The sequence below is a fragment of the [Leptolyngbya] sp. PCC 7376 genome (genome assembly GCF_000316605.1).
GTDB lineage: Bacteria > Cyanobacteriota > Cyanobacteriia > Cyanobacteriales > MRBY01 > MRBY01.
Map to the genome: position 1 here is coordinate 2406256 of NC_019683.1, position 21974 is coordinate 2428229.

At 43.8% G+C, this 21974-nt stretch carries 13 protein-coding genes and 6 pseudogenes; 9 read left to right on the forward strand and 10 right to left on the reverse strand.

Features of this window, described 5'->3' with window-relative positions; translation table 11 throughout:
• Positions 1-19: 19 nt before the first annotated feature.
• Positions 20-1207 carry a radical SAM/SPASM domain-containing protein gene (locus tag LEPTO7376_RS10695; protein ID WP_015134194.1) on the reverse strand — a complete coding sequence of 396 codons (1188 nt, stop codon included), beginning with the start codon at positions 1205-1207 and terminating at the stop codon, positions 20-22.
• A gap of 389 nt (positions 1208-1596) precedes the next feature.
• On the opposite strand from LEPTO7376_RS10695, the gene LEPTO7376_RS10700 reads away from it, so the two are divergent.
• The 5 genes and pseudogenes from LEPTO7376_RS10700 to LEPTO7376_RS24715 form a co-directional block, all read left to right on the forward strand.
• Complete coding sequence (locus LEPTO7376_RS10700; protein ID WP_015134195.1) at positions 1597-3138, forward strand: sodium:solute symporter; 1542 nt, start codon at positions 1597-1599, stop codon at positions 3136-3138.
• A 143-nt stretch (positions 3139-3281) separates the two neighbouring features.
• Complete coding sequence (locus LEPTO7376_RS10705) at positions 3282-3755, forward strand: NAD(P)H-quinone oxidoreductase subunit N (RefSeq protein WP_015134196.1); 474 nt, start codon at positions 3282-3284, stop codon at positions 3753-3755.
• 224 nt (positions 3756-3979) lie between these two features.
• Positions 3980-5066 (forward strand): annotated as a pseudogene (locus LEPTO7376_RS25710) (ISAs1 family transposase).
• A 107-nt stretch (positions 5067-5173) separates the two neighbouring features.
• Positions 5174-6260, forward strand: a pseudogene (locus LEPTO7376_RS29050) (ISAs1 family transposase).
• A 133-nt stretch (positions 6261-6393) separates the two neighbouring features.
• Positions 6394-6645: pseudogene (locus tag LEPTO7376_RS24715) on the forward strand (IS1 family transposase); the annotation flags it as partial.
• Positions 6646-6671: 26 nt separating this feature from the next.
• Here LEPTO7376_RS24715 and LEPTO7376_RS26800 read toward each other — a convergent pair.
• Positions 6672-6813: pseudogene (locus LEPTO7376_RS26800) on the reverse strand (IS1 family transposase); the annotation flags it as partial.
• Between the two features lie 31 nt (positions 6814-6844).
• Between LEPTO7376_RS26800 and LEPTO7376_RS26390 the strand changes: the two are divergent.
• A pseudogene (locus tag LEPTO7376_RS26390) lies at positions 6845-7006 on the forward strand (IS1 family transposase); the annotation flags it as partial.
• Between the two features lie 343 nt (positions 7007-7349).
• Here the strand turns inward: LEPTO7376_RS26390 and LEPTO7376_RS10730 are convergent.
• From LEPTO7376_RS10730 to LEPTO7376_RS10740, 3 genes and pseudogenes are all read right to left on the reverse strand, one after another.
• Positions 7350-8146: pseudogene (locus LEPTO7376_RS10730) on the reverse strand (IS5 family transposase).
• A 124-nt stretch (positions 8147-8270) separates the two neighbouring features.
• Complete coding sequence (locus LEPTO7376_RS10735) at positions 8271-9380, reverse strand: N(2),N(2)-dimethylguanosine tRNA methyltransferase (protein WP_015134199.1); 1110 nt, start codon at positions 9378-9380, stop codon at positions 8271-8273.
• Positions 9380-10819 carry a pitrilysin family protein gene (locus LEPTO7376_RS10740; RefSeq protein ID WP_160148610.1) on the reverse strand — a complete coding sequence of 480 codons (1440 nt, stop codon included), beginning with the start codon at positions 10817-10819 and terminating at the stop codon, positions 9380-9382. The genes LEPTO7376_RS10735 and LEPTO7376_RS10740 overlap by 1 nt, the downstream gene beginning before the upstream one ends.
• Positions 10820-10955: 136 nt before the next feature.
• Between LEPTO7376_RS10740 and LEPTO7376_RS28375 the strand changes: the two genes are divergently transcribed.
• Positions 10956-11081 (forward strand): hypothetical protein, encoded by a 126-nt coding sequence (locus tag LEPTO7376_RS28375; RefSeq protein WP_264309018.1) that lies wholly within the window; start codon positions 10956-10958, stop codon positions 11079-11081.
• A gap of 118 nt (positions 11082-11199) precedes the next feature.
• Positions 11200-11748 (forward strand): hypothetical protein, encoded by a 549-nt coding sequence (locus LEPTO7376_RS10745; RefSeq protein ID WP_015134201.1) that lies wholly within the window; start codon positions 11200-11202, stop codon positions 11746-11748.
• Positions 11749-11895: 147 nt separating this feature from the next.
• Here the strand turns inward: LEPTO7376_RS10745 and serS are convergent, their stop codons facing one another.
• From serS to LEPTO7376_RS10770, 5 genes are all read right to left on the reverse strand, one after another.
• Entirely contained in the window at positions 11896-13179 is a 1284-nt protein-coding gene (serS, locus tag LEPTO7376_RS10750; RefSeq protein ID WP_015134202.1) for a serine--tRNA ligase, read from the reverse strand.
• Positions 13180-13248: 69 nt separating this feature from the next.
• Complete coding sequence (locus LEPTO7376_RS10755; RefSeq protein ID WP_160148439.1) at positions 13249-13779, reverse strand: hypothetical protein; 531 nt, start codon at positions 13777-13779, stop codon at positions 13249-13251.
• 76 nt (positions 13780-13855) lie between these two features.
• Positions 13856-14431, reverse strand: a complete 576-nt coding sequence (locus LEPTO7376_RS10760) for a Pycsar system effector family protein (RefSeq protein ID WP_015134204.1) — start codon at positions 14429-14431, stop codon at positions 13856-13858.
• Positions 14432-14439: 8 nt separating this feature from the next.
• On the reverse strand, positions 14440-15411 hold the full coding sequence (mdh, locus tag LEPTO7376_RS10765) for a malate dehydrogenase (RefSeq protein WP_015134205.1): 972 nt from the start codon (positions 15409-15411) through the stop codon (positions 14440-14442).
• A 24-nt stretch (positions 15412-15435) separates the two neighbouring features.
• On the reverse strand, positions 15436-15654 hold the full coding sequence (locus LEPTO7376_RS10770; RefSeq protein WP_015134206.1) for an NAD(P)H-quinone oxidoreductase subunit O: 219 nt from the start codon (positions 15652-15654) through the stop codon (positions 15436-15438).
• Positions 15655-15931: 277 nt separating this feature from the next.
• On the opposite strand from LEPTO7376_RS10770, the gene LEPTO7376_RS10775 reads away from it, so the two are divergent.
• Complete coding sequence (locus LEPTO7376_RS10775; protein ID WP_160148440.1) at positions 15932-21907, forward strand: filamentous hemagglutinin N-terminal domain-containing protein; 5976 nt, start codon at positions 15932-15934, stop codon at positions 21905-21907.
• The last annotated feature ends 67 nt before the right edge of the window (positions 21908-21974 follow it).

Below are 21974 nucleotides of genomic sequence, written 5' to 3' on the forward strand. Positions count from 1 at the left end.
TGACTATTTTTCTCCCAACTCAAGATCTTGTTAAAGGGCGAGACTCTTTATGACTACCACACACACTTTCAGTATTACGATAGTCTTTATCTTTGATTTTGCAACCACCCCATTTAGCCTGACAAAAATCTGGTAACGTACTCAATCTTTGCCAAACTTTCCAAAGTGGTTCTTCGAGAATATTGCCAAATTTGGCATGGTTAAAATCGCAGGACATCATGTCTCCATAAGGGGACATATAAAAGTAACTTGTTCCGCAAGCACAGCCTACACTCCGGTGACTTGTTCCATACGAATAAAAGGTCACACCCGGATATTCATCGCGTTGATTATAATATTTTGCGGATTGGATCATCGCCTCAACCCAATCACCAGAGTCCACTAAATCATCTCGTTGGTCATAGCGTCCTGTTGGCAAAGCATCGAAGATCAATATTTCATGAATACCTAATTTCTTACCTAATTCAATTAGCAATCGCCACTCATCATTTGCATAAGCTTCTGGAGTAATTGTGCAGGATATTCCAACTGAGAAACCAAGCTCTTTCGCTTTTTTTAGACCCCGAATAGCTTGCTCAAACAATCCTTCTTTGCCACGAAATCGGTCATGCTTTTCAAAGTTTGCTGCATCAAGACTGACATAAATACTATCAAGACCAGCCTTTTTCAGTTCCTTTACTCTTGCTTCTAAATACCAACCGTTTGTAAAGACAACAGTCGTAGATAAATCCTTATCCACAGACTGAATAATCTCTGGCAAATCGCTCCGCATTAATGGCTCACCACCAACAAAATTAATTACAGAAACTCCTAATTCCTGAGCATCTTGAATAAACTTTTGAGACTCTTGAAGAGATAAAATTGGGCGACCGGCTTCTTCCACTCCTTGGAAAAAACTACAGTGTTCGCAAGTAGCATTACAGACATCATTCACCGCAAAACTCATCATATTGGGGAGATTACGATTCTGGATTGTCTTATATAGAGCACGAGAAATAAAATGTGCAGCGGGCTTACTAAATAAAGCAGGTGTTGATAATGAATAGACAGGATATCCGTCGCGGAAATGGATGATTTTATCGTGATTTAAATAGATTTTGTAGAGAATTGAAACAAAGTCAACACTGCAATCAACAGCATGGGTCGCAAGAAACCATTTCAGGCGCAACGTTTTCCAAAACGAAGTTTTTTTGGCAAGTAAAGTCATATTTCTCTAGCCATGTCTCTGCATAGTTTCCATTTGGAGTTACGACAAATTAACTCGCAAAAATAAAAACTAATGCTATTGAATAGCTGAATTCTAAATAATGATTTAGGAACATTGCCTTTCTTTTATTAGTTTGTTGACTTTGTTGATATTCTGCGGTTTATATTCACAGAAATCGATGAAATTTTGTGCGTTTTATTGAAAAAATATTTCGGACAACTCTTAAATAACAAAGTGTTTTTTTGTTCTAGGGGGCGATCGCCATAATATCCCCAGAAAGTCATCTTCCACATGGATTTGTTGCAAAGTCCAAAAGAAAATCCCCAAGCCCAATAAAATAAGACCAGTTTTGAGCCATTCTGTTACGGAACGGGGAGTAGAGGAAATTTATGGGCACGCTCGATTGGCTAATCGTCGCGATTTATGGAGGTATTGTTATTGCCATTGGTCTCGCTGCAAGCCGCAAGCAAAGCAATACTGACGAATATTTTCGTGGGTCGCGGCAACTACCGTGGTGGGCGGTAGGCCTTTCGATTATTGCGACATCTTTCTCAGCAGCATCTCTCCTCGGCGGCCCAGGGCAAGGTTATAACCACGGTTTTCTTTGGCTCCAACTGCAATTGGGGGATCTGTTGGGTTATGGCTTAGTCATTGCGCTATTTTTGCCATTTTTTGTTGGGCTAAATTTGACGACGGCCTACGAATATCTCGAAAAACGTTTTGACGCGAAAACTCGATCCCTCGGCTCTTTTTGTTTTCTATTATTCGTAATTTCTCGACTCGGCGCACTACTCTATGGAGCCTCTCTTGTTGTTGCCACTGTCACCGGAATACCTCTGGCGATCGCCATCCTGATTGTAGGAATTGTGTCCATCGCTTATACCGTCACCGGTGGAATTACCGCCGTTGTTTGGACGGATGTGTTGCAGTTCGGCATGATTTTTATCGGCATTGGCGCAGGGATCTGGGCAGCAATTCATGGTGTTGACGGTGGCTTTGGCGCGTTATGGCAGGCCGCAGGTGAAGGCGACAAACTTTCTGTAATTAATCTCTCTTGGGAACCCAAAAATATTTATTCTTTGCCCACAGCCCTCTTCGGCTACGGTATTTTTGCATTCGCAGTCGCAGGAACGAACCAACAATCTGTTCAGCGGTACGTTTCTTGTGCTGATGTCCCCTCCGCTCGCAACGCCATTTTAGTGGGATGGTTTTCTGGATTTATCGGCGTTGCCGCGACATTACTATTGGGGGTTTTGCTGTTCGGTTTCTACTCGTTAAATACAGGTTTACCCGAAGCCGTGACGGGGGACAAAATCTTACCTTTCTTCATCGTTAATCAAGTCCCGGCTGGCGCATCAGGCCTTTTAGTAGCAGCAATTTTTGCAGCGGCAATGTCATCTATCGACTCAGCCTTACATTCCGTCTCCACTTGTATGACGGTCGATTTTTATGATCGATATTTTGCAAAAAACAGTAAACTCGATTCCCTCACCGTCGCCAAACTTTTAATTGTTGTTTGGGGCATCCTCGGTATTCTCTCGGCGTTTTATGTCGCCTCCACCGAAGAAGATTTGCTGCCCTTCTTGGTAACCTACTCAGCCATTTTCTTGGGACCATTACTGGGAATCTTTTTGATGGGAGTTTTGTTACCTCGCATCAATGCAAATGGTGCATTTTACGGCACGGTGGTCGCAGTCATCCTAATTGTGATCGGTACAGAAACAGAGGTGTTGAATAATCTCGGGATTTGGCGCTCGGCTTTAACGGTGCCCACGGCGATTTTACTCGGTTACGGTATTTCTTTATTTGGTGGCATTCCGCCTCGGCGATCGCTTAAAGGTTTAACACTTTGGACAAAAGAGCCTGAGTTTAAACCGATTGGTCGTCCGGGCCTCGGGGATGATGACGATGACGAGGAGTATGATTATTAGAACAATAAATGGCGAGTAATAGCCTGGGGCGATCGCCTACTCTCACGTGCTGAAAAATATCGTCTACAAATCATTAGTTTATCACTCGATGTAATCCGATATAATCTGCAAAGAAGCTTAACACCCGATTTTTGATAAACGATATGGCACTTTTGACCACTGGAAAAGGATTTGTTCGTGCGGTAGAGAAGTCCGGAGCAGTAGCAATCTATGCCCCTCTCGAAGGTGGTTATGAAGGTCGCTATGTGCGTCGTTTACGGTGCTCTGGCTACAAAGTCGTTAATCTCACAGCACGTGGTTTAGGCGATGTTGCCGCTTATCTCACCGACTATCATGGCGTTCGTCCTGCTCACTTAGGAAAAAAAGACATTGCTGGCAGCGGTGCAATGGTTGGTTTACGGGCTTATGTTCCCGGTATTGCCACCTACCAACTCGAAAATATCCCCGCTAAAAGCAAAGGCATTATCCTCTGGATTATTGAAGGATATGTACTTTCCCGCCAAGAACAAGAATATTTAGTGACGCTCACACGCGAAAATCCCCAAATTAAAGTGGTAATCGAAATGGGCGGCGATCGCATCTTTAGCTTTAAGCCTCTTGCTGAGACCCTAGCTTAGAGGATGTCTGAAAAGAGTAGGTGTGTGTGAACAAGTTGGAGATGTAGTCTGAAAGAGTACTAAAATCCCTAACTCAAAAAAATGATTCTATCCTATCCAACAGACCTCACTGAGGAACAATGGTCTCTTCTAGAGCTTTTACTGCCCCCGCTAAACCCCCAGGGTTGTTTCATTCTTAGAAAAAATAGAGAGAATAAGAGGAGATAGGCGTTCAACGATGAAAAATGAGCGAAAGCTTACTCGATGCACTGAGTCGTATTGAAGACCCGAGACAGGCTTCCGGACGAAGACACTCATTATCTTTGATATTACTGATAATCATCATGGCAGGTATGAGTGGTGAATGGGGATATCGAGGTATTGGGCGATTTATTGAGCGACATCGCCGGGAGCTGATTAGCACCTTACAGATTCCTGAAGCTCGTGTCCCCTCCTACTCAACGGTACGGCGAGTGATGATGGAATTAGATTTCCAGCAAGTGACACAAGTCTTTAACCAATGGGCAAGACAATATGTGAGAAAGGGAGACATTGTGGCTGGGGACGGTAAATCCCTCAAAAACACCGTGCAAAACTATGACAACAAGAGTCAAGATTTTGTCACAGCAGTGTCTTTATTCTGTCAGCAGCGACAAGTTGTTTTGGGCATGAAAATGAGTCGGAATAAGAAAGAGAGTGAAATCTCAGTAATCCGGCAATTACTGACAGAGTTAGATTTACCATCAGCCACTGTGACTTTAGATGCCTTACACACTCAAAAAAACAATCCAGTTACTCAGACAACGCGGACATGACTACCTAGTGACAGTCAAAGGCAACCAGAAAAAGCTGTATCAAGCTTTAACAAACTACTGTCAGGAACAAAAGCCAATCGCTCAACATGAATCCCAAAATGTTGGTCATGGTCGTTCTGAAAAAAGACGAGTAGAAGTCTGGTCTGTGCCGACTTCACTAACGCCAGAATGGAAAGATATACAATCCGTTGTCCGCATGACTCGGTGGGGACAGAGGCAGAGCCAAGACTATGAAAATCAGATGTTCTACATCACTTCATTACCACCACAAGGACTAAAGCTGAGTCGAGTAATTCGACAGCATTGGCAAATCGAGAACAACCTACATTGGGTAAAGGATGCACTTCTTGGGGAAGACAAAGCACAACAAAAAGATGGCCATGCTCCAGAGAACTTTGCCATCTTCCGTAGTTGGGTAATCTCGCTATTGAGATTGAACGGCTATTCATCCATAACGGAAGCCATAGCTCTGATTTCTCACCGATTACCGTTTTTACTATCGTTGTGTACTGCTTAGCTTCTTTCTCTCAAGAATGAAACAGCCCTGCCTTTTGTAAGGCAGGGCTGTTTCAGCCTAAAGAAGAAGTAAGAGAATGAGAGTAAAGAAGAAGTTGGTGACAAAAAATGGGCGAAAGTTTGCTGGAGGCATTGAATCGTATTGAAGACCCAAGAGAAGCATCAGGACGAAGATACTCACTGCCTCTAATCTTGTTAATTATCATCATGGCAGGTATGAGAGACGAGTGGGGATATCGAGGTATTGGACGCTTTATCGAACGACATCGTCGTGAACTGATTAAGACGCTGCAGATTCCTCAAGCCCGTGTGCCCTCATATTCAACTGTTCGGCGAGTAATGATGGAGTTAGATTTTGAGCAGGTAGCCAAAGTATTTAATCAGTGGGCAAGGCAGTATGTAAGAAAAGGGGATGTAGTGGCAGGGGATGGTAAATCTCTTAAGAATACAGTGGAGAACTATGACAACAACAGTCAAGATTTTGTCACAGCAATATCCTTATTCTGTCAACAACGAAAAATAGCCTTGGGCATCAAGATGAGCCGAAATAAGCAAGAAAGTGAAATATCGGTGATTCAGCAGTTACTGGAAGAGTTGGATTTGCCTCCAGTGACTGTGACCTTAGATGCCTTACACACTCAAAAAAACAGTTCAGCTACTCCGACATCATCAGCATGATTATGTGATTACAGTCAAAGGTAATCAGAAAAAGTTGTATCAAGTTCTTATTGACTATTGTCTGGAGCATGAACCACTCGCCAAAACTGAATCAAAGGATATTGATCATGGTCGTCAGGAGAAACGGTGGGTGGAAGTTTGGTCTCTACCGACATTTTTCACAACGCAATGGTGTGATGTCCAGTCTGTTGTGCGAGTAACTCGTTGGGGTTGCAGACAAAACAAAGACTATGACAATCAAATGTTCTACATCACATCACTATCACCCCAGGGGCAGAAGTTAAGCCGGGTGATTCGTCAACATTGGCAAATTGAGAACAACTTGCATTGGGTCAAGGATGTCATCTTCCAAGAAGACCAAGCACAACAGACACGAGGTAATGCTCCGCAGAATTTTGCTATCTTCCGTAGCTGGGTGATTTCGCTATTGCGATTACATGGTTATCACTCCATGACGGAAGCCATGGCGATGATTTCTCATAAACTACCTCTCTTACTGTCTTTTTGTACTTCTTAGCCTTTTTCTCGACAGAATGAAGCAGCCCTGCCATTGGAAAAGGGCCTTAAGCTACTTTGCCATTGATAATCCAGAGTATTTTCTTCACTAATTTTCTTGGCTTACACAAAATTCTTGACACTCCCTTAGTCTCTGGAAATGTTTCTTCTACGTCACAGATGGCTGGAATGTTTATCCCATGTTTATACCGAATGGTGACTAGGTTGTCAGTAAGACCTACATGACTCATGTAGAAGGGGAGAATACTCGATTGCGGCACTATCTCGCTCGACCCCATCGAAAGACCTTCTATTATTCCAAGTCTGTGGAGATGTTAAAGCATTCGATTCGCTTGCTGATTCGCTATCTCAAGTTCTGGGATGTGCCTATCCCCCAACCTTCATAGATTCATACCTCTATTCTGCAACGCCCACGTTTAAAGGCATTGGAGTAGCTGAGCTTACTGTAGTGGTCGATAAACTGACAGCCACAATCTATACAGATGTGATTTTGTTTGCCTCTTTTGTTTCCGTTCTTAACGGATATGAGTAGATTGGCATCCTGGACATTTCATTGGGTCAGCATCCTCCATTCATCCCTCTATGATGTATCCCATGTTTATACCGGATAGTGACTCGGTTGTCAGTAAAACCTACATGACTCATGTGGAAGGGGAGAATACTCGATTGCGGCACTATCTCGCTCGACTTCATCGAAAGACTTGATGTTATTCAAAGTCTCTGGAAATGTTAGAGTATTCGATTTGATTGCTGATTCATGACCTCAAATTCGAGAATGTTCCTGTCCCCCAATGCTCATAGATTCATTCCTCTATTCTGCAACGCCTTTAAAACAAAGTGAAATGTAAAAGTTTGAATATGCAATGCCCTTCTTCCGATTGATGCTCAAAAGATTAGCAAAGTTACGCAATTAGATCTCAAATGGATTCTATATATAGCAGTCGCCAGATAAATGTAAGACACTCCATAATGGCTTTGCAGAAAAGCCCAGGATTGAGGTTCACATGACGTATCAAACGAAATGACCACGGCTATAAAAAACAAGTTTATTCAAATTTCATAATTAGAGGATGTTTGAAAAGTAAAAGTTTTAAGCAAGTCTTCTCAGTAATAACCGAATAGAAGCAAGATAGAGAAAGGCCTCCGCACTTGCAGTCGTGTATTCATAATCGCGGCTGAGACGACGACACCAATAAAACCATCCAAAGGTACGCTCAATCACCCAACGACGAGGGAGTAAGCAGAAGTCTTTGCGTTCAGATGGGCGCAGCACCATCTGCAAAATAACGCCAAAAGTATCCATTACCCAATGGCAGAGCGCCTGACCTCGATAGCCTCCATCGACATAGAGCAAATACCATCGTTGAAAATTGAATGAACTCTGTCGTAATCTCTCTAATAGCAGTCGTAATCCTTGTGTATCACTAACATTAGCGGCAGTGACAACAGCAACCATCAAAAGACCAAGGCTATCTCCTATGATGTGTCGTTTCCTCCCCTTTACCCGTTTATTGCCGTCAATCCCAACGTGCTCATGAATCATCGAGGCACTATCCACCGACTGAGAATCCACCACCACATAGCTAGGAGAGGAGGGCGGTCATGATTAGCTGTACGCTCATACTCGTAGAGGGTCTGATTGATACATTCGAGGGTGCCATCATCGCGCCATTGGGCAAAGTACCAATAGACTGTTTGCCATTTGGGAAAGTCATAGGGCAAGGAACGCCAGGCAATCCCTCCCATCAGGATATACAGCAGGGCATTCACCACCTGTCTCAAGTCAACGGAGCGAGGTCTTCCTCCAGACTTTACTGATGACAATAATGGTTTTAGGAGATGCCACTGGTCATCACTGAGATTTGTTGGATATGATTCAGACATGATTTTATTCAGAGATTTCAGTACTTCTATAGACTAAATCTCTTTTTTTCTGCTTGCGATACCTTTTTCAAACATCCTCTTAGAGCAGAGAAAAAACTTTGGTCATATACTTTTTTTGCCGCTTTCGTTATAGTATCCGACTGATGTTGAGGATGATCGCCACAATTTCTTGCATAGAGGCATTAGTTTTAATCGCTTGCGTTTGAATGTGGGTGCGACTCGATTGAAAATCTTTCGTTTGTAAAGCTGTGAGTAACTGATCGAGAGGCGGCAAATCCAACTTACCACGATAGCCAATTTCCTTGAGCGGAAAAAAGTAAGGTGGAAACTCACTTTCGGATTGCATCGTTGTGAGTAATTTCACGACATCCGGCCATTGCCAATCCTTTGCTAGTTCTGCCATCTCACTCAAAAAATCAGCATTATGTAATTTCCCTAACCACAATGCTCCGCTCAAAGTTAAGGGAAAATCATCATGAGGACAAACAGCTTGAGATAACTTTTTCCAAGTCGGCTGATGATAATTACCGCAGTGGTGACAGTAGCCAAGAAAACCATAATTTAGTTCGGTCAAAGTCGGCTTGTGCGTTAATCGCGCCATCACCCGGCAAGTATCACCCCAGAAAAACGAAAAAATAGGTTCGATGCCAAGATTTCGTTGAGCCGCTTGTTGCACTAAATTGCCGAGGAGTAATCGTAATCCTTGCTCCTGAACTGAAGGATGCGATCGCATGAAAGACCCATATTGCCGTAACGCCCGCTGTGGCTCCCGACCACTGTAAGTTCTGCCATCAGTGCTGGTGAGATACATTAGCCCACCAATCTTTGTGACATCAAGCGCATCAGCCACAAACTGCGACCCCGAACCAAACGCATCAATATCGACAAAATCGTAGCGATCGCCCGCCAAAGTTCTGGCCATACAAAGATGGTGAACATTAAGCGAGCTCACCTCAGCTTTATCTGGTAATAGAGTCGCTAAATTTTGTTTGAGGGTGTTGCAGAGATCAGGATTTCCCTCATTTGCCCACACCCAATCAGCCTTTGCCTCATGGCAATATCGCAGCGATCGCACACCAGTTGCAGATAGCCCATCCAGCACACGTAGCGATCCATTTTGAGCTTGATAAACAGCAGCGGCTAAAACCCCAAGATCACGAACAATCCGACTTTTGGGACGATAAAATCCAGCACCGACTTCAAAAGTGACTGACCGCTCTCGCTGTAACGGCTTCACTAGTTGGCTGATGGCTCAGGAATCGTGATATCTAGCTCTGTCATATCCCCAAATAAATCATTGAGAGGTGGATTAATTTCATTAGAATTACCCACCACTAAAACAGTCAATTCTTCAGGCTTCAGATAAGTTTCAGCAACCCGTTGCACATCTTCAATCGTGGTCGCTTTCACACCGCGTTGGTATTGGAAAATAAAATCTTCAGGATAGTCGTAATATTCATAGCGCATTAAGCGGGACAACGTTTGACTAGGATCCTGAAAATTAAAGACAAAGGAGTTCAGAATCGATTCCTTAGCATTAAATAATTCTTCCTCGGTAATAGGTGCTTCGCGGATTGTTTGAATCTCAGTTTTTAAAGCCTGTAAGAAGGAAACAGTTGCATCAGATCGCGTTGAACCGCCTGCAATAAATAAACCATCATAATCATAGCGGGGACTCCACACACCATAGACAGAATAGGCAAGACCTTGGCGAGAGCGGATTTCATTGAAAAGTCTGCCACCGAACCCATTAATCACACCGTTCATCACTGCGATTTGAGGATAATCAGGGTTACTGAGTTGACCACCCTGATGCCCTACTAAGATATTGCTCTGAGTCAGTTGAGGTTGATCTACGAAAAAGGCTTGACCGAGTGTTTCAGGGAGAGCAACAGCGGGAGGGGTTAGCTCAGGAGCAGCGGTTGGATTTCCCCAACTGCCAAAATTCTCCTCAATCATGGCTTTAGTTGCCGCAACATCAATATCTCCCACAATGCCGAGAATCATCTGGTCTGGTCTGATATAAGTGTCGTAAAACTGAACTAAGTCATCCCGTTCAATATTGGCGAGGGTATCGTATTCAACAGTGCGAGCGTAGGGACTATTTTCCCCATAGATGAGCTTGCTAAATTCGCGAGAGGCAATTTCATCAGGCTGATCGTTGCGACGAGCAATTCCTCCAGTAGTTTGGCTCTTAGCGAGGTCGAGCTTATCTTGTGGAAAAGCAGGTTGCCGCAAAACTTCTGCAAACAGATCAAAAACCAGCTCAAAATCTTCTTTTAACGCCCCAAAACTTGCACTGCCAGAACTGCCTCCAATACCTGTTTCAATGCTTGCAGCTCGCTGTTCAAGAATTTCATTCAGCTCATCAGCAGGGTGATCTACAGTGCCACCACTCCGCATCACGGTTCCAGTAATTCCGGCTAAACCCACATGATCCGCAGGTTCATAACGCGATCCAGTGCGAATAATCGCCGAGCCACCAACAAGGGGAAGTTTGTGATCTTCGATCAAATAAATCACCATGCCATTATCGAGTTCGTAGCGTTCGTAATCGGGCAGGGTAATTTCGGGGAGAGGTGGAAATTCTAGTTCGTCATAATCTTTTGGTGTCAGAGCGATCGCCGGAGCATAGCCCCCAACCGTAGCGACAGTGAGCCCGACACAAAACATCATCAAACTCCGTCGCCAAAATACTTTAAATAGACGACGGGGCTGAACAAACCAAGAACTTTTCATAGGGAAATTATTTATCGAAGGGAGGGGCAACACTAAATTCTCTCTAGAAATTCTAACAGGAGAATCTTTATCTTTGCCGGAATCCTCCGATACCGACCAACCCAAAAATCATCCCTACGAATTTTCTTCACCATCATCTTTCATATGTGCAAAATCATCACTAGTGGCGATCGCCCAGACTACGCACCAAGCCCGATAACAAAACAAAAGATCATTGCTAAGATTAACGAGCTAACTTGCACCGAATTGCAAAAAAATCTAGAGGCTAACAAGGCCGTTCAAGATTACCTTTCGGTCAAAACCTTTAGGAGAATTTCATGTTAAAGCTTCGTGGACGTCACGCCATCTTATCGATGGGGGCAGTACTCACCCTTGGTCTTTCCAGCTGTGGCGTATCGACCGTGCAGCAATGCAACGACTTAGCAGAAGTCATGAACCAAAGCGAAGAGTTTGAGTCAGAATTTGAAGCAGAAATGGAAGCATTCGGCAGCCAATTCGCAAACTCAGCCGATATCGAAAGCATCAAAACAATGGCAGGCAGCTATATGGATGTTGTTGGCCGCGTCGTCGTCAAAATTGAAGAGATGACCACAAATCTCCAAGCCGTCAACCTACCTGACGAAACCCTTGCTGGTTATCGTGATCAATATGCAGAAGTCACCACAAAATTTGGTCAAGAATTAGCCAAAACGAGTGAAGCAATGGCCTCCCTCAAAGATGTGGAAACAGAAGCGGATCTAATCCCCGCTGCAACAGCATTCCAAGAGAAAGCAGTCGATGCTTTCACTAACCTTGACTCTCTCTCCACCGAAGGCGATCAGCTAACCTCACAGATCAAGGAATTCTGTGAAGCAGAAGCAGGCTAAATAATCGATAGAGCTTCAGTCTCATTTTCCCAAAAATAAAACTGCTGACCTCTGACACATTGAAATGTGTTTTGAAGATCAGCAGTTTTTTCTTTAGCAAGATATCAAAAGCTTGATCGCTTAATCTGCCTGAAAATTGCCTAGATCTTATAGAAAATCGCGACGCATATAAGGGCGCAATACTTCAGGCACTTCAACTGTGCCGTTAGGTTGCTGGTAATTTTCGAGAATAGCAGCCATCGTCCGACCGATCGCCAAACCAGAACCATTTAGCGTATGGACAAATTGCGTTCCTTTTTTACCTGCTTCCTTAAAGCGAATGCTTGCCCGTCGCGCTTGGAAATCATAGAAATTAGAGCAGCTCGAAATCTCACGATAGGTTTCCGCAGAAGGAAGCCAGACTTCGAGGTCATAGCATTTACCCGCACTAAACCCAATATCTCCAGAACAGAGTTCCAGCACACGGTAGGGGAGCTTTAAAGCTTGCAGAATTGCCTCTGCATTACCAACGAGCTTTTCATGCTCTTCGGCCGATTTTTTGGGGTGAACAAATTTGACGAGTTCTACTTTATTAAATTGGTGGAGACGAATTAAACCGCGAGTGTCTTTACCGTAGCTGCCTGCTTCCCGACGGAAACAAGGCGTGTAGGCACAGTGATGAATAGGCAGATTATCCGCTTCAATGATTTCGTCGCGATAGAGATTGGTGACAGGGACTTCCGCTGTGGGGGTTAGCCAGAGATCATCATCTGCACATTTAAAGCTTTCTTCTGCAAATTTGGGGAGTTGTCCTGTACCTGTCAAGGATTCTGAGTTGACGAGAACGGGTGGCATCAACTCGGTATAACCTGCTTCAATCTGGGTATCGAGCATGAAATTAATGAGGGCTCGTTCTAATGCTGCACCTGCACCAACAAGGGTGACAAAACGACTTTGGGCAACTTTTACAGCGCGACTAAATTCGAGAATGCCAAGTTTTTCACCGATTTCCCAGTGGGGCAAAATCCCTTCATTACTACGAATATGCTCATCACCCCAACGACGGACTTCAACATTTTCGGTTTCGTTTGCTCCGACGGGTGTACTCTCATCAGGCAGATTTGGAAGTGCTAAAACCAGTGTTTGGATTTGAGCTTTAAGTTCTTTTTCTTTGGGTTCAAGAGCAGCAAGTTGTTTTTTGAGATCATTACCTTCAGCTTTGAGGGCTGTGATTTCTTCACTCTTTGGATCAGCACCACCTTTCATTTTTTTGCCAATCGCCTTACCAATTTCGTTACTCCGTGCTTGTAACTTACTGCGATCGCCCTCAAGGGAACGTTGCTGAGAATCCAGATCAAGAATCGGTTGAATATCGTATTCGCCAGCTTTGCGAGTATTGAGGCGTTCCTGAACAAGTTCGGGATTGGAGCGAATCAGTTTAATGTCTAACACGGATTTGTTTTACTAGGGGGTGAACCATTCAACATTATTCATGATGCTTTGGCATTAATCAATCGACGTTTACTCAGGGCAGTAGGCGTTGTAATCCCTTAGCCATAACTGAATTGCTTTGCCGACGCTACCGTTGGTGGCATTCCTCGGCGGAATGGCGATCGCCCCGGGTTCAGTTTGATGCAACGCACTCAAGAGATGCACCACAGCCCACCCTTGGGAAGATGGCGTAACAAAGAGCCAATGGTGGTTTTCAAGGGTAATCGTTTGGTTCTTAATGTATTGCCGGTTGAGCGTGGAGAAAAAAACTTGTTCGGTGGTGTCAGCAGCACTCGGCGTAAACTGCTGTTGCTTCAGAGCCAAAGGTCGAAAATCTGGCAATCCAGCTTCGATGACATAACTGAAGGTATCTTCTTGGCGCTCTAATTTACGGGCTCTCTGAATGACACGATTGCTATAGCTCGGTAAATCTGCTAAGAGTTGCGGCATCATTTCCGGGAAACTATTCACACAGATCGGCGCGGCGATCGCCTCCATTCCCCAAAAGCTAAAACAAGCTGAGCACATCGCTATTGCAGCTATTTTTTTTCGACTCAGCATGGACAACACCGTGGATTTCCCGACGTGAAGAACGGCCTTATTATAACTTTGGTAGTCAAGAAATTTGGTGAGAAATCTAGCTCAAGAGATCAATAACGAGCAGGAGTGCGGACAAAATTAAACCCACCGCAAAAATCGTATAGCTGTAGGTGAGATATTGATATTTTCGTTCCAGAATGATGCCGAGACGATGGAGATCAATGAGGATGGCTTCGCAGGTATCGCTTTCTTCTCGCAAAATATTTTTAAACATATAGTCCACATAATCTTGTTCAGACAAATGGACATAGGCACTGAAAAATAGTGGGTTAAAACTTTGGGGTTCCTGGCGACGCGCTTTTCGAAATAGAGATTGCAGCCAATTTCTAGTGCGGGGACTCACAGACAGGATACTCACAAATGCAGCGAGAGCAGCCGTGATCAACAAAGCAACGATATGGAGCTTCACGCCATTTTCGTTTACCTGGGGTAGCAGTAACGAAAAAATCACCGCCGAAGTTCCAATAATAATGTTGGCTTTATTGTCAGCCATCTCGCTGAGTTGGATATGGTTCCGAAGCACAAGACGCAACATATTAATGCGATAGGCTTTTTCCGGGCTCGGCAGATAACGCTGCTCGGGATTGAGATTTGGGTTATCTTGATCCGGCATATTGATTTTTAAAGGTCTACTTTGGCGATCGCCTTTTCGATGCCCTCTTTTACTGCCGCCGCCGAAGAATGTAATTGGGCTAGTTCTTCATCGGTTAACTCAATTTCCACCACTTGCTCTACGCCACGACATCCGAGACGACAGGGCACACCAAGGAATAAATCGTTTAGTCCATATTGCCCATCGAGATAGACTGCAGCGGGTAACAAGCGCGATTGATTGAGAATTAATGACTCGACCATATAGCAAACGGATGAGGCTGGTGCATAGAAGGCACTGCCCGTTTTTAAGAGTTTGACGATCTCTGCGCCACCATTTTTTGTGCGCTCGATCAGACGGGCGATCACCTCTGGCTCTAAAAATTCTGATATTGGGACACCACTCACTGTGCAATACCTTGGAATTGGCACCATCAAATCACCATGTCCACCCAAAACCAAAGTCGAAATATCACCCGTCGTTGCACCAGTTTCGAGGGCAATAAAACTCCGGAGCCGCGAAGAATCAAGCACACCACCCATCCCCATCACATGGTCGCGAGACAAACCAGTCGCCTTCCAAGCGAGATAGGTCATCACATCGAGGGGATTTGTCACCACAATCACAATGGCATTCGGGCTACGGGCGATCGCCTCCTTTGCGGCATGAATAACTATTTTGGCATTTGTGTAGAGCAAGTCATCCCGGCTCATGCCAGGTTTGCGAGGTAACCCCGCGGTAATCACGACAATGTCTGAACCGACTGTATCGTCGTAATCATTCGTCCCTGTAATTTTTTTATCATGGCGTTCTAACCCTTGAGCTTCGTAGAGATCCAGCGCAACACCTTGGGGCATTCCTTCAACAATATCCAGCAACACCACATCTGCCAGATTTTTCTCTGTAATGCGTTGAGCCACCGTACTCCCCACTTTCCCGGCACCAATCACCGCCACTTGGGGCGCTTTACAAGCAATAGAAGGGGCGGTGATCGCAGACATAGGTTTTCTCCTGAATGACGTTAGTTAGAGCACTTCAAGCTGATCAATGCGCAGCCAAACGCTAGGTGTCGGTGTATAGAAACGAACGAGAGCATACTCATCATCCTTCAGCGCCAGAATTTCCCCTTTACTTTCCAAAAAATAGGATGGTAAACGAGAGTCGCTCGCCTTTGCTTCGAGGCTATCCGTGAATTTCTCTTTAAGCACCCGCACTAGGGTTCCTTTTTTCAGTTTAGCCGCCATAATTGCAACATTCTCCAAAGTGTGATGCCTTTCATTTTAAATCTTAACGGGAGAGGATTTCCCATACATCACCTTGGCTTTAATTGAGGTATAGACATCCATTTTCGTTGCGTTAAATCAAGTCCTTCAGTACCGTGAAGCAAGCCTAAACAATCTGCTATTCCTGCATTAGGCAACTTTCATAAGCGAGTCAGAACAGGCGATCGCCAATGCAGCTTCTGCAATAATTAGTGTAGATATGGATAAATCAGTGGTGGCATCAGTGAACATCCAGTTAATGGGGCCAGTATTATGTTGTCTTTCTCTGCAAACGCTTACAGCACAAGCACAAATTATTCCTGATGCGGCCCTTCCGCCCGGTGTTCGCCCCACTCTTCAGTTTCAGGACAATATCTCTGGCCAAATAACGACCTTAATTAATGGCGGAATATTTCAAGATAATAAACTTCTGCATCAATTTAGCGATTTCAATATCAATCCTGACGATTTAGTTTATTTCGACTATAGTGATCAACTTGGCACAGTAGAAACAATTTTTACTCGTGTCAACGGCAATAACACCTCGACAATTTCAGGCACTTTAGGTGTTCTTGGAAATGCAAATTTATTCCTCTCAAATCCTAATGGCATTATTTTCAATAATGGTGCAAAGCTTGATTTAAATGGCACTTTTCTCGCGACGACAGCTCAAGATTTAAACATTGAAAATAATACAGTGAATCTATTAGAAGCTTCACCACAAGAATTGCTTTCTATTAACAGTAATGCTCTTTTTAGTAATGCCCTCAGTAATTACCAAGGCGATATCACTCAGAACGGCATATTAAATCTCAATCCATCTCAGGAGCTTTCATTAATCGGTAAAACAGTAATCATTAATGGTGAAATTCAATCAGCTCAAGGTGATTTGAATATTTTGGGCGATCGCCTGATTTTTACTGACACAGCGCTCCTTGATGTCTCTGCACCAAACGGTGGTGGCAACCTCATCATTGGCGGGCATCCTAAAAATTCATCACTCCCGACAGCCAACCAGGTGGCGATCACCCCGGATGCGACCTTTCTAGCAAACGCAATAGAACAAGGAAATGGCGGGGACATTATTATTTGGTCTGATGGCCAGACACTTTTTACTGGAAACATTTCAGCCAAAGGCGGACGTGATGATGGCAATGGTGGTTTTATTGAGGTTTCAGGTCAGAATTTAGTCTTTCGCGGTCAAGTTAATACCACAGCTCCAAATGGAAATATTGGCACTCTATTACTCGATCCAGTCGATATTGAAATTCGAGATGGTAGTAATGATGGCAATGACAATGGTACTTTAAGCAATGCTTTTGGTAATGATCCGCTAGGCAGTAACGGAACAGTTTTAGGCAATGATCCGACACCAACAATTATCTATGAATCCGAATTAGAAAGCTTAACTGAAACGACCAGTATTACGCTCGAAGCGACAAATAATATCACTCTCAAACCTCTGGCCAGTGATGGCATTCTGGAGTTCAGTAATCTCTTGCCATTCTTTCCAGGTCAAGCAATTATTTTTCGGGCAAATTCTGATGGCATTGATGGCGGAAATTTTATTTTTGAAGACCCAACAAATACGATTAAAACTAATGGCCATAGCTTGACTATTTCAGGCAATGAATTAATCCTTGGCAACCTCGATACAGATGCTTTTTTTGGAGGTCGTCTGACATTAAATAGTCTAGATGGTGACATTAATGTTCTCGGAAAAATCTCCACGGAGAATACCGTCACAATGCAGAGCATTGGTGGCAGTATTAATCTCCAAGACTTTGATGCTTCTGGTCTTTTTTTCTTTGGCAACTTAGACTTTTCTGTCGATCTAAAAGCTGATAATAATATTCAGCTCAATGGTGATATTGCACCGATGGGAACGTTTCGGGCGATCGCCGACTTTGATCAAAACGGTATGGGTGATTTTATCGTCACAGATCCCACTCAAATTATTGCAACCTACGCTGGAACAGAAATTACAGCACAGAATATTCAGCTGGGAAACCTTTCAGATATCGCAAATATCACATTAAATGCCGCCCATAATATTCAGCTCGAAAATATTCTGCCAGTGCCCACAAACATTGCCAACACATTCCCTGTGCTGACAACGATAGGTCCGACTGTTGAAATCACTGCAGGCAGAGCATTACAAGGCCAACAAATCAGTACTGCACCTAGCGACTTCGTGATTCCATTTGGTGGTGTATTTAATGGTGGGGATCTCAATATTCGAGTTGACAATGACCTAAATCTCAATAACATCGAAACCCTCGGTGGCACTGTTGATATTGAGACTTTAGGAGAGATTCAGATCAATCAGATTAAAACCAATGAGACCGACACCATTCCTGCTGTGGAATCCCCTGGCAATATTCAAGTCAAAACACCAGAAAAAGTTTTTATAGACACATTACAAACAAGCTCTAATGAGTTCTCATCTATCGGCGGCAATATAAATATCATTGGTGATGCTGGCATTGAAATTCACACAATTGACAGCAAGGGTGGTGCTCTTGGAGGAAATATCTCTTTGGCAGCGAGCAAAGGTGATATTTCCACTAATAATATTCAAACGGTAAGCATTGGTTCATTTGGGACTTCTGGAGATGTTAACATCTCGTCTGGAGGAAATATTTCTGTAGAGAACATTCGAACAGAAACCTTTGGATTCCTTGGAGATTCTGGGGATGTAAATATTTCTGCCAACAACAATATTATTGTCAATCAAATTGATGCGAATGGCAATTTTCTTGTAAGCACTATTTCTCCAAATAGTGTCTATATAAATGCTCAAGGTAGTATTGATATCTTAAACCATATCCATGCCTCTGCCGGAAGATCGAGTGATATTCAGCTTGTCGCCGGAACAGATATTAGCACAGGCAACTTGCTTAGTAACTACACATCAGATGAAGGAACTATTTCCTTAGAAGCTGGCAATAATATCACCACACAAAATATTAGTCTCAAATTACTCAATGACTCTAATACATTGCCGAATCGTGTTCCACTAGCTATTAATCATGTAGATATTCAGGCTGGGAATAATGTCATCACAGAAAAGATCAACACGAGCAATAGTAATCAAGGGAGAAATGTTGGGATCTCAGCAGGTGGCTCAGTCCAAACAGATGATATTACGACGACAAGTACAGCGCTAAATCTCGATTCGGCAGCACTCTTTAGCAATGACTATTCGATTCGTTCTGGTGGGGCAGGAAATGTTTTTGTTCAGGCGATCGCCGATGTGTCCTTAGGGAATATTGATACAACGGCAGAGCGCGGCATCGGCGGTAATGTGACGCTTACTAGTGCAGGAAATATTCAAACTAAAACGATTAAAGCAATCGGTGGATTTGAGCGGGGCGGCGATATTTTCATCCAAGCTAGTGGAAATATTTTAGCTGATGATGTTATTGCTTCTGGTAATGCAGGTGGCAATATTCTGCTGGATGCGGCACAAACTTTACAAGCAACCAATCTTGAAAGCCAAGCCCGCCGTTTATTTTTAAGTAATACAGAAGTCGGCGATTTTATCGGCATCGATCTAACAGCTTTTAATGAGTCTATGTTTGCTGATTTAGTTAATACTATTCCCCAAGATCAAATTGTTGATGTCTTGGGCATTATTAACCTAGGGGATGGTGGCAATATTCAACTTAAATCTGGCAATCAATTAATCTTTCAACGGACTACTACTGATGCCATTAATGGTGATGCTGGCAATATCAAAATTCAGTCTGAAGTACCACTCATTTTAAATAATGCAGAGATTACCGCAAATGCTTTGGGACAGGGAAAAGGGGGAGATATTCAGCTCCAAGCACCGATTATTCAGTTTGATAATACGAGGCTTTCTAGTGCGATCGCCGAATTCGGGACAACTGGAGAAATCAGCTTAACGGCAAGTGATCGGATTACCTTGACAAATAATAGTCAAATTTCTAATGAAATTAGTATTGGAGCGGTAGGTGATAGTAAAGGTATTCAACTTACAGCTCCCACAATTCAGTTAACAAATAATGCCTATGTGGATAGTTCGACATTTGGCTTTGGGCAAGCAGGCAATATTGAATTTCAAGTCGATAATTTGAGCTTAGAAAATAGTGGCATTCTCGCGCTAACAGCAGGACAAGGAGACGCCGGTTCTCTGGATATTCGTGGCTTTAGTCAGGGTGCAGCACAGGAAATTCACCTCGATCAGAGCCAATTGAGTACAGCCGTTAGTGATCGAACGGTGGGGAATGGTGGCGATATTCAAATTTTTGGCGATCGCCTTTTGCTCGAAAATGGCTCCCAAATTCAAGCGTTAACAAAAGGGACGGGTACTTCTGGGGCGATTAATCTGATTTTGAATGACGAACTTACGATTGCAGGTTTTGATCAGAATGGGTTTCTCAGTGGGGTATTTACCTCTTCTGAAGCAGCGGATAGTGGCCAAGGTGGCAAACTGACTGTTCAAACGGACAAACTTAATCTCAGTAATGCTGGCATTCTCAGTTCCCAAACCTTTAGCTCAGAAGCAGGTGGTGACATCCAAATTCAGGCCAAACAAGCAACGCTCAACAGTGGTGGGCAAATTGTTGCTAGTACCCAAGGTTTAGGTCAAGCAGGACAAATTGAACTCAACATTTCCGAAACTCTTACTATTAGCGGCACAGATCCAAGCTTTGGCGATCGCCCAATTCCTGCCATACCACCAGTGATCCCCCTCAGAGGGACATTGCCAACCTTCACATCTGAAAGCACCAACAACAATTCATTAGCAGCAGCCCAAACAATTAACGCCGATTTTATTCTTGATCCCCTCGACGATCCACAACCGAATTTGCTCGGCTCTACTTTTAGTCCATATGTGGTGATCGCCGGACAGGGAGAAGATGCCATTGATATTTATCGTTTTGATGCGGGCGCGGGCACGAGAGGCATTTTCGATATTGACTTTAGTACTGCTGATACGAAACTCACACTATTGGATGAACAAGGTAATACGCTGGCAACGAATGATAATGCCTCACCTTTGCTAGGAGGTCGTGGCACAGATCCCAATATTCAGCCAGTCACTCAGCTTGTCTCAATTGTTAATGGCGCGGCTTTTGTATTTTTTATTCCGGTGGGCGGTGATGTGAGTCCAGAAAACCGAGATCCCTACATTAGCTATGCGTTCAACGAGACTGGAAGTTATTTTTTGCAAGTCGAATCTTTGTCTGGCAATACTGGCGAATACACTTTATTTTCTTCCTTGCGATCGCCCAATGTTTCAGGGTCTACAGTTAATGCAGGCAATCGTTCTGGCATCTTTGCAAATACGTCTGGTCTCGGTAACGCGGGAGATATTATCGCCAACATCGGACAGAATTTAATCATTGATCAAGGTGGAGCGATCGCCGCAAATACCCTCCAAAACTCATTTGGTGACAGCGGCAATATTTTCATTAATGCGCCACAAATTCAAGTACTCAACCAAGCAGGTATTGAAGTAAATTCCTTAGGGCAAGGAGTCGGCGGCAATATTCAGATTAGAGGAGAGCTCTTAGAACTCGCGCAATTAGGACACATTACAGCAGAAACGCTTAGTAGTGATGGTGGCAATATTCTGATCGATCTCAATCGTGCGTTATTAATGTCCGATGCAAGTGTGATTAGTGCGACAGCTGGTCTTAATGGTCTCGGCGGCAATGGTGGCAATATCGAAATTAATGTGCCATTTTGGATTAATTTTCCCGGTGCAACCAATCAGGCGATCGCCAACGCATTCGCCGGAAATGGCGGCAATATCAACATCAGCACCAATAGTATTTTCGGACGCCAATATCTGAATATTTCAGCATCCTCTCGTCTCGGCTTAGACGGCAGTATCATTATCGACACCCCCAATATTGACCCGACCTCAGGATTAGTGGAACTACCCGAAAATTTCACTGACCCTAGCAATCAAATAGACGAGGCTTGTCAAACCAATCGCCAAAATAGTTTTGTCTTGTCTGGTCGTGGTGGCATTCCAGAAAGCTTTGAACAATCACTTTGGGAAACGCCCACTTGGATAGACTTACGTTCACCGCAGCATCAAAACACCACCGCGCCCGACATCTCTACTATTCTTCCTTTAGACTTACAACCAAACTATCAAGCCACAACCCTCAAAAAAATCCCCGCAAGTAACAAATTCAAATTGGTAGGCCATACTCTCCCATCAACACAAACTTTAACGACTTCATGCCATTAACATTCCAATCTTATTCACATCCAAAGAAAAATCATTAAAGCTAATCGTAAAATCTCACGGTTAACCT